Origin of the sequence: Paenibacillus sp. FSL P4-0176, assembly GCF_037975265.1 — a bacterium.
Classification (GTDB): Bacteria; Bacillota; Bacilli; order Paenibacillales; family Paenibacillaceae; genus Paenibacillus; species Paenibacillus amylolyticus.
In genome coordinates, this window is record NZ_CP150242.1 from 5,791,906 (window position 1) to 5,805,787 (window position 13,882).

The 13,882-nt window shown below is 48.1% G+C and carries 8 protein-coding genes; 2 read left to right on the plus strand and 6 right to left on the minus strand.

What is annotated here, in order from left to right; genetic code table 11:
* Positions 1-51: 51 nt before the first annotated feature.
* The 6 genes from MKY95_RS26790 to MKY95_RS26815 form a co-directional block, all read right to left on the minus strand.
* Positions 52-873, minus strand: coding sequence for a polysaccharide deacetylase family protein (locus MKY95_RS26790; RefSeq protein WP_339195228.1), 822 nt, complete (start codon positions 871-873; stop codon positions 52-54).
* 16 nt (positions 874-889) lie between these two features.
* On the minus strand, positions 890-4,243 hold the full coding sequence (locus MKY95_RS26795; RefSeq protein ID WP_339195231.1) for a glycosyl hydrolase: 3,354 nt from the start codon (positions 4,241-4,243) through the stop codon (positions 890-892).
* A gap of 239 nt (positions 4,244-4,482) precedes the next feature.
* Positions 4,483-5,988 carry an extracellular solute-binding protein gene (locus MKY95_RS26800; protein WP_339195234.1) on the minus strand — a complete coding sequence of 502 codons (1,506 nt, stop codon included), beginning with the start codon at positions 5,986-5,988 and terminating at the stop codon, positions 4,483-4,485.
* Positions 5,989-6,006: 18 nt separating this feature from the next.
* On the minus strand, positions 6,007-6,894 hold the full coding sequence (locus MKY95_RS26805; protein ID WP_017692544.1) for a carbohydrate ABC transporter permease: 888 nt from the start codon (positions 6,892-6,894) through the stop codon (positions 6,007-6,009).
* A gap of 12 nt (positions 6,895-6,906) precedes the next feature.
* Positions 6,907-7,836: a sugar ABC transporter permease gene (locus tag MKY95_RS26810; protein ID WP_076329080.1), complete on the minus strand. Its 930-nt coding sequence runs from the start codon at positions 7,834-7,836 to the stop codon at positions 6,907-6,909.
* A gap of 333 nt (positions 7,837-8,169) precedes the next feature.
* Positions 8,170-10,575, minus strand: coding sequence for an AraC family transcriptional regulator (locus MKY95_RS26815; RefSeq protein ID WP_339195237.1), 2,406 nt, complete (start codon positions 10,573-10,575; stop codon positions 8,170-8,172).
* 215 nt (positions 10,576-10,790) lie between these two features.
* On the opposite strand from MKY95_RS26815, the gene MKY95_RS26820 reads away from it, so the two are divergent.
* Together MKY95_RS26820 and MKY95_RS26825 are read left to right on the plus strand one after the other, a co-directional pair.
* A complete protein-coding gene (locus MKY95_RS26820) occupies positions 10,791-12,146 on the plus strand; it encodes a dipeptidase (RefSeq protein WP_076319745.1) in 1,356 nt (451 codons plus the stop codon).
* A 941-nt stretch (positions 12,147-13,087) separates the two neighbouring features.
* A complete protein-coding gene (locus MKY95_RS26825) occupies positions 13,088-13,795 on the plus strand; it encodes a TetR-like C-terminal domain-containing protein (RefSeq protein WP_339195239.1) in 708 nt (235 codons plus the stop codon).
* Positions 13,796-13,882 lie beyond the last annotated feature (87 nt).

The window sequence follows — 13,882 nt, forward strand, 5'->3', positions numbered from 1 at the left end:
TGCAATCGCCTCGTTCTCATGAAAATAACGAATGATCGTCAGCTCCCTTCCTTATACCTTGATTCGTTCGCTTAGCCGCAATGTCTCTCCGCCCTGCACTTCAACAACCTGCTGATCTGCCGTGAACCAAACCGGGATGGCAGACGGATTATGGATGATGGAGCGATCTGCTGAACACTCCAATCGTTGCACCGCTTTCCAATAGACAATCACTTCGATGTTCGTGGCATACCAGATATCGTCCCTGCCGCCAATCTGCTCACCAAACTGTTCGATGATCTCCCAGTTGTCGTTGTCATTGAACTCATAACTGTGACCCCAGACATAGAGTAATAGTGGCGTACCTGTTTTGGAATGTTGGATAAAACGTTTGGCATGCCCCGCCAGATCATGGTTATGATGACACGTCGGATGCCATTCAAGCGGCCGATCTGGCAACGTGTATCTGCCATGTGATTCAACGGTACGGGCATAATCAATGCCCAGCCACTCCAGCTTTGTACTTAACGCACGGTCGTACCCTCCGTTGGGATAAGCCATGCCTCGTACCGGATAACCGACGAGCTGCTCCAATGCTTTTCGGTCTTCGATAATCTCTTCGGTCAATAGTTCATTCGGAACATAAGGCAGCGTAGGGTGAGTAACCGTGTGAACGGCTACTTCATGCCCCGTATAAAGTTCAGCGACTTCCCCAGCCTCAATGCGGCCTGGATTACCCAGGGTACCGGAGTTCAGATTAAAGGTTCCCCGCAGACCATACCGATTACAGATTTCCACCAGTCTGCGATCATGCACCACTCCATCGTCATAACTGAGCGTTAACGCTTTCATCACACCACCTGGATAGCGGTCAAACTGAATACGATGTCCCATCCCTGCTACCACTCCTTTATCCGAATTCTTCAACAGGTACATGACCTGCATCCTGTAATCGATGATGTTCTGAATCAAAATACGTACCTTCAAGCAGGCCAATTAATGTGTTAGTGATCCGTACTTCAATGTCGTTGTCTCCCGGACGCAACCAGGAGGCCTCTCCCTTCCAGCGATACGGAGACCAGCATCGTACACCAAGACTCTGTCCGTTCACTCGCACCTCCGTTACATCCTGTACCCGCCAATCGCTGAATTCCAGTTCAAACGTGGTCATATCTTCCCCTGGCTCATCCAGCCAGAACGTGCGTTTATAACTCATTTCCCCGGCAAAATGGGGATACAGTGGCTGCGGTTCAAATCCGATACGAAGGGCCGTATCCGACTCCCGCACGAGCGAAGCCATGCCTTCATGATGGAACTCCACGCCGAATCTTCCCTGTAGATACAAGGGATCCACGATGCCATTCTCATCTTTCGTTACCTGCACAATCACCGTCATTTCGTTGAGACCGCTGTGCAGCAGCTCCGTAATGTCACAAGCGATGTTATTGTGATCGGTTATTTCGATTAGATCGAACTGTTCTTTTCCAAGTGGTTGCCCATTAATCTCCATCGACCAAGTGCCCGAAATCGCCACTCTGTCCATAAATAACAAGCATGCAGGCAATGCCGTTCTTAGCTCAAATGTAGTCGTATATCGACATTCGATGGGATAGGCTAAGGATGCTTTTTTCGGTGTGCCAAATACCTGATTAAACTGGACTGGCAGATGCTGCTGCTCCGATAATTCTGCCGCCTGATCAATAAACGGTTTTACAGCTACATGCTGGCTTTCCAGAATCACACCATTAACATTGGAAGCCTGAAGATGGAATTGTCCCATTCGCAAAATGTTAGGCTGCACCGTTTCCAGTCGCCATGGCCCTTCCGAAGGGACCATGATCTTACAGGCCTGATTAGCTCCTGCCAATACATCCGTTACGAACGTCGAACCCGTTTTGTCTGTTACATCCACCTTCGTTGTTAATGCCTCTTCCGTCGCAGCTTGTAAAGTAAGGCGTACAGCATGCGCTTCGTAAGGCGCCAGCGTTAGTGAAATACACCATTCCCCGCCGCTGCTCGTATACGGCAAGGCTTGAAGCTGCCCTGTCTCCAGATCAAGTCGTTCTGCCACGAGACAAGCACCCTCTGCCAGCTCCGTTCTATCCCACAGCTGTCTGGCGACCAGCTTCAATTGACCCTTCAGGTCCTGACCCTCCTGATTGGTCAAGAAAACCATGTGCTCTCCATCTGACAATTCACGAGTGTGCATCAGCAGAGATGCACTTTCCTCCTCCATGATCCAGCAGATGGGTTCCGGCAATACCTGATCGAGCAGGAGAGAGATCAGCTCCAGTGAAAAGTCATCTCCTTGCCCTGTTCCTGCGGGTAGAAAATAGGCATTCCCCTCACCCTGATGCCACATGGTTTCACGGTTATCGTGATCTGCTGTCACGCTACGGCCCCAGTACACCTCTTGTGGCTGCTCGCCCGCACCAAAGAATTGGGCAGATTCATCTCCCTCCGGACTTCCCGGCTGAATCGCAATATGCGGAGGCATCCCAACAGAGATTACAGTTCCTCCCTGCCGAACAAATCGCTTCACCTGTTCCCAGGCCGCGGCCTCCAGATTCAGCATCGGTGGCAGAATCAGTACGTCATAACGGGCAACGCCGATCTGAATGATGCCATCCGTTAAGTCAGCTTCAGCCAACAATTCGGGATCAAGGTGATCATAGTCACGTCTGTTTTCGAGCAGATGTGTCGTGATCCGCATCCAGTCCTTCGTCAGACGCTCCAGTTGCACCCGTTCTGATTCGTTCTCGCCGCTATACTCGAATCCATGCAGCGGATTACCCATCAGACTCCAGAATGTCGTCGTTGGGTCAAGCACGGCAATACGAATATCTGCTGCTCCGGTGCTCATGAGATAGCTCAACCGTCCGGTGTAATCCCCTAACTGCCGGAAATGCTTCCAGTAGGGATTCTGCAAAAATTGAGACGGTGGTGCGTCATGCTTCGCAAGCCCACCAATCGTGTAGAAAAAGGCGTGAAAGTTATAAAAATTGGTGCCCATGGCGGCCATTCGATCAATCATCCACTTGGCATCCTGTAGCGTCATGGACCAGCCTACACTGTGAAAACATTCAATCAGATTGCGGCTTCGGCCCAATTGCCGGGCAAGCGAACTGACCATCTTGGGATTGTCACGCATCTTTTGACCATACCGTTCCAGAATCCACGATAAGGACCGTCCGATTTTCTCATGGGCCGAATCACCACCTGGCATATGACTGAACAACTGGGTGGTCATCCGTACGCCAGGCACCTCTGCCGCGTACTGGATTCCTGCTTCCTCACACCAGTCATGCACCTGTTTGTGATAGGACTCCCTGAGAAGCAGGTGTAGGGACTGATAGTAGTCATACCGAATCCGATGCGCGTCCGGAACATCACCATATAACAGCGCCGGTAGCGAATCGATCAGACTATAACCACAACGCTCGCTGAAATAACGGGGAAGCTGTGGTGACCAGGGGATACGGCCCAGCGGTGCAATCTCATCCGAGAACATACCTTTGATTACGCTTTCAAATTGATCTCCAACCGCTGACTTATAACGCTCATGTGTCAGTTCAATAAATCGACTCATCGCTTCCTTGTGGCAAGGATCAACAAAGTTGCCGTAATATTTGAAATCGTCGATCTCCATTTCTTGAAATATAATCAACTCCCAATCACCTGGGGGAACATCCCACAACAAGCGGAACGCTGTTCGGTAGGTGAAGAACCGCTTGCGGTTATACGATGTGAGTCCGGTCTCCTGATACACCTGATCGGTCTGGATATTGCCGATTTTGCTGCGCAAGTCAATGGATTCATGCCACAACCGTTTGCCCTGTTCATCCTTGGGAATCGCCTTGGCAACCAAGACTCGTCCCCACGGCAATTCCAGATCCATAGCTTCTCCGCCCTGAACCACCAGTTGGTGATGCACGAGCTGTCGTTGCTTCGCTTCAGGGAAATCAAGGGTCACTTCCCCACCAGCCATCCCACTTGGATATGGATATTCGTCATATAACCATACCTGCATGCCGTGAGCAGCCGCCGCTTCCACTGCAATCCGCACCTTATCAAACCACGCTTCCGACAGATAGGGAATTTGCAGTCCCTGACGTGGACAGATGAAGAATCCACCTACACCTTGCGCCGCCATCTCAGCCACTTGCCGCTTTATCTGTTCTTCTTCCATATCCCCGTTCCAGAACCAAAAGGGATGGACCCTGTACTGCGCCTCGGGATTTTCAAAAGCATCCCCGTTCCACATGTTGCCTTCCTCCCTGCGTGTCCAAGAGTGTGTGGTATCCAGCTTTACCAATAACGTTCATTTAAGTTCATATAGGTATGTTTTGTTTTGATTATACATCAAAAACTATATTCAGGAAGTCGTGTTTCCCAGAAATTTGGATGAAATTTTGTTCATGGATCAAGCCATTACAGCGATCAGAAAAGCCCGACTGTTTCCGCTACACTGAAAGCACGGCTACCGGGCTCTGGCTTATACGACTACTTCAGTGCAGCGTACAGTTCATTAACTTCTTTCACATAATCGTCTCCGCCGTTATTCTTCCACAGGGCAACAGCATCTTCGAATCCTTTCTCATCAATCTGACCTACGATATATTTGATCCGCGCATCGTTGATGATATTGTCCAGCTGCGGTCCTTTCTGAGCGTAAACATCAGAGATCAGCGGTTCGCCAGGATTGGCAATGACAATCTCTTCGTTGGCTTTCTGCACCTGTGCAACCTTTTCACGGACAGGTGTCTGTTGGACACGAAGCGTTCTGTCTTCCGGCACAAACATCAAAATCTGATTTAAACCCTGCAAGTCGCGGAGCGCAAGCTTGTCAGTGCTCGGTATGATGTAGTCTTCTTTTTTCTCATACTGCTTGCCTTCCAGTCCGTTGTACAACAATGCCTGCAATTCCGGTTCATTCAGCTGATCCAGAAAACTCAGTACCTTCTTCAGGTCTTCTTCCGTTTTGACACTGCTTTTGGAGATCGCAATCAGGCCGGAGTAGCCAGACGTTGGCATATCACGCAATCCCTCTGGACCTTCCATCGCTTGCAGCACATCCACACGTCCTGTCGCATTAGGGTCTTTATCGAGTATTTTCTGATCCATGCGCTGCGCATTATCTGCTACATCCACCATGACACCGGCTTGCCCATTCACAAATGGATCAGGAAGTTTCGTTGCATCCATCACGGCAAAATCCTTGTTCACCAGACCTTCGCTATAGATTTGCCGGAAAAATTTCAGGGCTTCCATGTATTCTGGTGTCTCATGCGCCGGAATCAGACCTCCGCTGCCATCATCTCCCCATTTGTTGGGTGCACCGAACCATACCTGCATGTTATCCCATGGGCCCGTGAACTTGCTGGCAACCAGACCATACGTATCATCCTTGCCGTTACCGTCTGGATCATCCTTCGTGAACGCTCTCAATACATTGTAAAATTCATCAATCGTCTTTGGCTCTTCCAGCCCCAACTTCTCAAGCCAATCTTTGCGGATTGTGACCCCGTTACGTCCGAGGGCCCTTGCCCGGTAGATCCCATAGGTTTTACCATCGATTGACGCATTGTTGGTGATGATTTCATTCATCTGGCTCAGATTCGGATAATCTTTCAGATAAGGACCAAGCTCCCAGAATGCTCCGGTTCGGGCCGCATTAATAAAACTTGGGGACTTCCCTAACACCACCATAATCTGAGGCAGCTTTCCCGAAGCCAGTGTGATGTTAAATTTGTCTTCGTACGAGCTGCTTGGCACCCACTGCAGGTTCACATCCACCTTGGTCAGTTCTTCAAGCTTCTGGATGACCGGGCTGTTCTCCGGCGGATTCTCCGCTTCAAAGTTCGGCAGCATAATGGTAATTTCGTCTGTGCCACCGGCAGCGCTCCCTGAACCTGTTTTATCCGTGGAGCATGCTCCCAGAATTGTACTCAATACCAGTGACGCAGAGAGTAACAGTGCACCTTTTTTGAATCCCGTTTTTTGTCCCATACGTTCTCCCCCTTGGCTTTAGCCTTTGATTGAACCTAACATGACACCTTTGGCAAAATGCTTCTGCAAAAACGGATACACCAGCAAAATCGGAATGGTACCTACAACGATCACCGCCATTTTGATTGACTGTTCTGGTGGCTGTACAAAATTGGGGTCCATGTTTGCCATATCTCCGACACTGGCTTGCGAAAGTAACACGATCTGTCTCAGCATGACTTGCAGCGGCCATTTGTCACTGTCGGAAATGTACAGAAGTGCCGAGAAAAAATTGTTCCAGTGGCCTACGGCGTAGAACAAGGCAAACGTGGCAATGACTGGCTTTGATAAAGGCAGAACAATTCGCCACAGCACCCCGAGATCTGAACAGCCGTCGATGCGGGCCGCTTCCTCCAGCCCGGGCGGCATTTGCTGAAAAAAGTTTTTGACAACTATTAAGTTAAAAGCGCTGATCGCGCCAGGAAGCATAAGGGCCCAGTAAGAATCGAGCAGTCCCAGTCCACGAATGACGAGGTACGTTGGAATCATGCCACCACCAAATAACATCGAGAAAATCACCATGTTCATCATGACGTTACGGCCCCAGAAGTCACTTCTGGATAATGGATAGGCCATCGTTAGGGTGAAGAACAGATTGACCAGTGTACCTGCCACCGTGATGAAAATGGAAACACCAATGCTACGAAAGATCGTGGACGAGGAGAAAATATACTCATACGCGCTGAAGGAAAACACCTTCGGAATGAGGAAAAAACTGCGTTCGGTGATCTCGGCTTCCGTTGCGAAAGAATTCCCTATAATATACAGGAACGGAAGGACGGTTAATATGCCCAGAATCCCCAGCATGACGTAATTGAAGATATCAAATACCTTGCCGGCAGGGCTGTTGTATAGACGGCTGTTCATGGGCGCTCCTCCTTAATAAATTCCGGGATGGCCGAATTTTTTCGCAAGTTTATTGCTGCCAAGCACCAGAATAATCCCCACCACAGACTTGAATAGTCCCACAGCGGTACTGTAACTGAATGCACCTTGCGTAATCCCCACCGTGTACACATACGTATCAAATACATCTGCGACATCCCGGTTGAGGGAGTTGGTCATCAGATAGATCTGCTCAAATCCGGTATCGAGGAAGTTCCCCAGTCTGAGAATAAGCAAAATGACTATGGTCGTACGAATGGCTGGAAGTGTGATATGCCACATCCGCCGTAACCGTCCTGCACCATCCACAATGGAGGCTTCATATTGTTCCGTATCGACACCTGCGAGGGCTGCCAAGAAAATAATTGTGCCCCATCCCATCTCCTTCCACATCATCTGAACAATAATGAGCGGGCGGAACGAACCCGGGCTGGAGAGTACATCAATGGGCTTGCCTGTAATCCAGGCGATCAGGTCGTATAACACTCCGCCCTGCGGGGTCAGGAACACGTACGTGATACTGGCGATAATAACCATCGATACAAAATGGGGTACATAGACCAGCGTTTGAATCATTCTTTTGAAGAAAGCGACCCGAATTTCATTTAATAACAAAGCGATAATGATTGGTGCCGGGAAAAAGAAGATGAGATCATACAGGGCAAGGACCAGCGTATTACGTAATAGTCGGAAGAAGTCCGGATTGGAGAAAAAGTTCGTAAAGTTCTCTAACCCCACCCAGTTACTCTCCCGGATGCCCAGGAAAGGCTGGTAGTCCTGAAAGGCAATGATGATCCCCCACATGGGCAAGTATTTAAAGATGACAAAGTACAAAAAGCCGGGAAGCACAAGCACATATAACCACTTGTTTCGTTTGATCTGCCTTTTCCAATTGGACTCTTGTTTTAATGGTCTTGTTGCCATATCCGCTTGAGCAGTTGCAGTGCCGTTGGTATTCCAGTCCGTCTTCCCGTTCATCATGTCTCCCCTCCCTCAACGATGTAAGCGTTATCAATTAACCTGTTATTCAGACTATACAGACGCCTGGTTTCCGGCAACCTTCATTTTTTGCATTGCTACGACATGATGGCCGAAAAGCCCGCTATAACGCCATTTTCACAAGAAATTGCACATAACGTAGCGGGTAGAATTGCACATTTTTGCGGGTTTATCCTTCTTTGTATCACGGTAAAAAAAAGAAAAAACCGGCATCCGTTAAAGCCGAATGCCGGTCTGAAATGACAAAGTTATAAAAGGTTATTGTCCAAACCATTGATCGCGATACTGACTCGGGGTAACTCCCTCCTGTTTCTTGAAGATCCGATTAAAATAACTGTGCTGATATCCCACAGCCGCTGCAACATCATTGATTTTCATCGTTGTCTCCCGCAACAATTGCTTCGCCGCATCCATTCTCACACGTGTCAAATAATCAATAAAGTTGATGCCCGATACCTGTTTGAAAGCCTTACTCAGTGCATAGGGTGTCATCTGCTCCTCGTCAGCACAATTCTCCAGCGAAATGTCGCTGCGGTAATGTGTATCGATATACAACATCGTTCGTTCCACCACCAGTTTCAGCGGTTCCTGCGATCGTACCTCAACCTCTTGTATATAAGGTATGAGTACCTCATTCATCATCCATTGCTTCATCTGTACAGGTTCACGAATACCGGATAGTTGCTCATACATGTTGTAACCACCAAACAGCTTATAAGGTGTGACACCCGTTTGCAGCATCATGTGCTGAATGCTGCCAAGCAATTGAAGCATCATCTGTTGCACCTGAAATTCGGTACTGCCCGTCCGCGTAATCTCACTCATGAATTGTTCCAGCACACGTTCCGCTTCGGCTTGTTTGCCCAGCCTGACCGCCTGTAACAATTCCCTTTCCAGCCCAAGCGGATAGGAAGCTGCTTCATTTTTGCTGAAACACGCCTCATCCTCCAGATCGAGAATCTGACTTCCTTCCTCCACACTGCGATAAGCCACGGCCTGTTCCATCTCGACGAATCGTCCGGGCAGTTCCTGTAGTGAAGCTGCCGGGCGACTGACCATCAAGGTCACCTTCATTTTGAGCGTACGTCCAATGACCTCCACCAGTTCCCGTCCCCATAACAGCGCTTGTGACTTCACAGGTTCGTCCTGGGGAGCGATCACAAGCATGGCGGAAGACAGGTCATGAAAGTTCATGACACTGATCTGCCTGAAATAATTTTTCGCAACTTCCTGTGTAATATTCACTGCTGCAAAGGTGACTAATCCCGTGTCCTGGCTTCCAAATCTGCCTTGCAGCTGCTCATACCCCGTATAATACATCTGCACCAGCAAAAACTGCTGGCCCTCCAGTTCAAAGCCAAGATTACGCATCCGCTGCTGGAGATCCTGCTCGTTATAGGCATATAGGTGCCCCTGTACAAGTTGTAAGACAAAACTGTCGCGCAGATGGGGAAGCTGCTCCTGCAATTGGCGATGTGCCGTGACACTGCGAGAGGTCAGCTCGTTCCACTGTTGCTCCAGCAGCTCAAACTCGTCCAGTTTGGCATCCGTTGGTGTTGTTTCGTTTCTGCCAGGCGTAAGCAGATGCAGCATCCGTGCTATAGGCGAATAGATGCGGCGGGAAGCAAACCAGGATAACAATAATCCCAGGATGAGACTACCTGCACTGGCAATGACGATGATTTTGGATACCAGTTTGACTGGCGAAGTGACTGAGGTCAAAGGTGCTGCGGAGACGTAAGTCCAGTCTGAATCGATCCGACTCAATGAACCGTATGAGACAGAATAGGTCTGATCCTCATATCGGAACAGGAATGAGCGGCTGCCCGCATGTAGGGCTACTTCTTCTTTTAGCTGCTGCTCAAAAGCAGAAGTCTCTCCCGCCGTTCCCGGATTCCCGGTAACCAGTGTGTTTCCTTCCTGATCCATAAGGAACGTTAACCCTTCGTCATAAGGAGTAAGCGTTTTCAATAAACTAGCGACTTTCTCGTTATCCAGCGTGATGATCAGTGCACCAAACGGATTAATGCTCTCCCCCGGTATCTTATGTACTAGAACAAGTGCATTGCCTGCATCCGTATGCAGTGGACTATCGTTGGTCGAAAGTTCGGTATCTCTGTTGGTGCTGGAAACCCAGTCTGTCCAGTACACGTGGTTCCCCATGGAAAGGTATCGATCATAGGCTTGTACTTTCGCTTCATCGTTCAATTCGGTATAATCCCGATTAAACAAGATTGGCTTCGGTTCCTGCAAATACAGCTGTGCTGACTTGATCAGTGGATGGGAACCTTGTAATACGTATAAGGTAGTCACAATCTCCTGCGTTTCATTAAAATAGTACACAAAATCCAACGTTCGCAGTGCATTGCCAAACCTCGGTTCAAAAGCCCAATGGGATAAGTTCATCTCCAGATAAGCCAGCTGGTCATCCACATTGCGTGCCCGGTTCTCGATCTGGTTCTGATGCATCTGATTGAACTCGGTTTCCATCCGGCCAACAACCTGTTGATACATGACGATACCTGTAATTAGTCCGGGAATGCTGGCAATGAGTAAAATAAGCATCAGGCTGTTTCGATAAAATCGTCCTTTATGCCTTCCAACCTTCAAATCGGATAACCGCTTGAATCTGCCAAATATTCGATTGCTCCTAGTCGGTTCCATCGCTGCTCACCTGCCTGCTTGCATCGGGTCTGACTGTCATGGAAACTTCCTCAACTCCCCTGAGAATATATGGATGAAATCCTTTTCTTGTATTATACGCACAATCCTCAGGTGAATGAAACGATCTGTAACCGATCATTTTTTTAACCAATGTTTTATTAACATGACAAAATGGATTACAATGAGATATAGCAAACATGAAGGAGGCCTTTTTAATGAAAGAACAGACTTATTTTGAACAAAATAGAGAAAAACACCTGGCAGAACTGAATGAATGGTTGTCCATTCCAAGTATCTCTGCCATTTCAGAGCATAAAGAGGATATTAATCGTGCAGCACAATGGGCAGCAGATGCGCTCACACGTGCAGGCATGGAAAACGTAGAGGTCATTCAAACGGCTGGACATCCGATTGTCTATGCAGATCACCTGCATGCACCCGGCAAACCGACGGCACTGATCTATGGACACTATGATGTACAACCTGTTGATCCGCTTAACCTGTGGGAGACGCCTCCTTTCGAACCTACCGTTCGTGATGGCAAGCTGTATGCCCGTGGTGCAACGGATGACAAAGGACAGATCTTCCTACATATCAAGGCAGTTGAAGCCATTCTCGCCGAAAACAAAGAACTGCCAGTTAACATCAAGTTCTGCATTGAAGGCGAAGAGGAAATCTCCAGCCCCAACCTGCCCATCTATCTGAATGAACATACAGACAAGCTGCGTGCAGACATGGTACTGATCTCGGATACGTCCTTGCTTGAAAAAGGAAAACCGGCAATCTCCACTGGCCTGCGCGGCCTATGTTCCATGCATGTGGATCTGAACACAGCCAATACCGACTTGCACTCCGGTTCATTTGGCGGCGGTGTACCGAACGCACTGCACGCACTCGTATCCCTGCTCGCTTCGTTGCATGATGAGCAAGGCCGTGTAAGTGTAGATGGTTTCTACGACGGCGTACTGCCACTGTCTCCTGAGATGAGAGAAGAATTTGTGAAACAAGGCTTCAATGAAGAACAGCTTCGTCAAGACCTTGGGCTGGAGCAATTGTACGGCGAAGAAGGTTACTCGTTCGTGGAACGTGTTGGCGCTCGTCCAACATTGGAACTGAATGGCGTATGGGGTGGTTTCCAAGGCGAAGGCAGCAAAACGGTTATTCCGAAGGAAGCTCATGCCAAAATCACCTGCCGCCTCGTGGCGGATCAAGATCCACAACATGTATTGGATCGTATCGAAGCACATCTGCGCGCTCACGTTCAACCGGGTGCAACGCTGCATGTGAAACAGATCGAGAAAGCTTTTGCTTTCAATACCGATCCTTCCAATCCAATTCTGCAAAAAGCAGCAGACGCGTATGAGCACGTGTATGGCGTTCGTGCCCTCTTTACCAAAGATGGCGGCTCCATTCCGATTGTTGAGAAGCTCTCACGTGTACTCGAAATCCCTGCTGTTATGATGGGCTTTGGTTTACCGGATGAGAACCTGCATGCACCGAACGAGCACTTCAACCTGGAGAACTTTGATAAAGGGTTGTTGACGATTGTTCAGTTTTTGAAGAGTTTGTAATCATCGTGTTTAAAACCAGATCATGAGAGCGTGCTGAGTGGACGTTCCGGGGCCGAATCGTTCTTTAGATCGCTGTTATCGTCGGATTTTTTGGATTCCCCTTCTCAAAGGGTAAAATCCGACGATAAAGGCGAACGCTCCGCTTCTTCAGAATCGATTTCGTCCCCTTCACTACGTTGCAGCTTCTCGCATGACTGATTTTAGGATTGAGCCTAACTATTGAATGGTTAGTGTAATTAGGAGAACAAAAGGACGGCCTTCGGGTCGTTTTTTGTTATTTATTTTATTTCTTTTTTTCTTTTTTTCTTTGGTTCTTTGGTTCTTTGGTTCTTTGGTTCTTGTTTCTTTTGGTGAAATTGTAGTTTTTTTGATGGTTGCTTTTTATGATGGAGACGATGGAGGCTTACTGTTAAATGGGTTAGTGTTTTAGTGATAACAACATGGCGGCCTATAGGCTTTCTTTGAATTTTGTATCGATCATTACGTCGGAGCCTTAGCGCGGCTGCTTCGAAGGATTGGGTCTCACTTTGATGGGTTAGTGTGATAGATTACCTTAACGATGGGCTACTGAACACTTTTTCGATTTTTTTCTCGATAACTTCGTTATCGTTGTTCCTATGACTGATTTTATAGACGTAGTCTCGGTTTTGATGGTTTAGTGTATGGGAGATAACATACGCGACGGCTTATCGGCCGTTTTTTTAGATTGATCGGTATCCTTCACTAGGTTTCAGCTTTTACCCTGACTGGGCTACTTTATTGTGACTGGTTTTAGACGACGGCTAACTTTTAAGGAGTTGTGATGAGATAACTCAAGCGAAGGCCTTAGATGTTTATTTGAATCGATTGATATTTAGAATGCACCCTTATCGAGTATGTTGCGGATAGTGTAACGAAGATGTTGATAGCTACATGGTTGATAGCTACAGGGGTATTTGTGGATGGAGAATCTTGCGGGATTCCTGCGTTTTGACTTGTTTGTGCTTAGCGACTTCGGCGCGGGGCTTTGCCACGTAGCTGTTTACGTGCTGTTGCGCCCCGGCAAGCTAATCCAAAATGATGAGGTGAATGTTGTGTCTACTTCTCACCTGACCAAAAATGCGCTGGCTCACTCGCTTAAATCACTGATGGAGCATACTCCATTGAACAAGATTACGGTCAAACATCTGGTGGAGAATTGCGGAGTGAACAGGCAAACCTTTTATTATCATTTTCAGGATATTTACGCGCTACTTGGGTGGATCTATCAGACTGAAGCGGTGGAGAGTCTTACGGAGTACCGAAGCTACAGCACATGGACGGACGGATTCTATAAAATCTTTTGTTACATCGAGAACAACAAAACGTTCTGCTGCAACACACTCAACTCGCTCGGGCGTACCCACCTGGATGTATACCTCTATGAAGTAACCCATGATCTGATCATGGGTGTTATTGATGAGCTGGCCTGTGGGATTAAGGTCTGCGGTGAAGACAAAGAGTTTGTCGCCAACTTTTATACCCTGGCTTTCACCGGGCTGATCATTCAATGGATGAGGGGCAACATGCAAGAACCGCCAAAACAGAATATTGAGAAGCTCAGTGAGCTAATCGAAGGCAATGTCCTGAAAGCACTGCACAGGTATGAGAATAAGCTGCCATCCACTTAAGGATGCGCGGCTTTTTTCACATGTGATCTATGCCTAGGTTTTAGACACTTTACTACAAGTGACCAAAAATTGGACACTCCCTTTCTT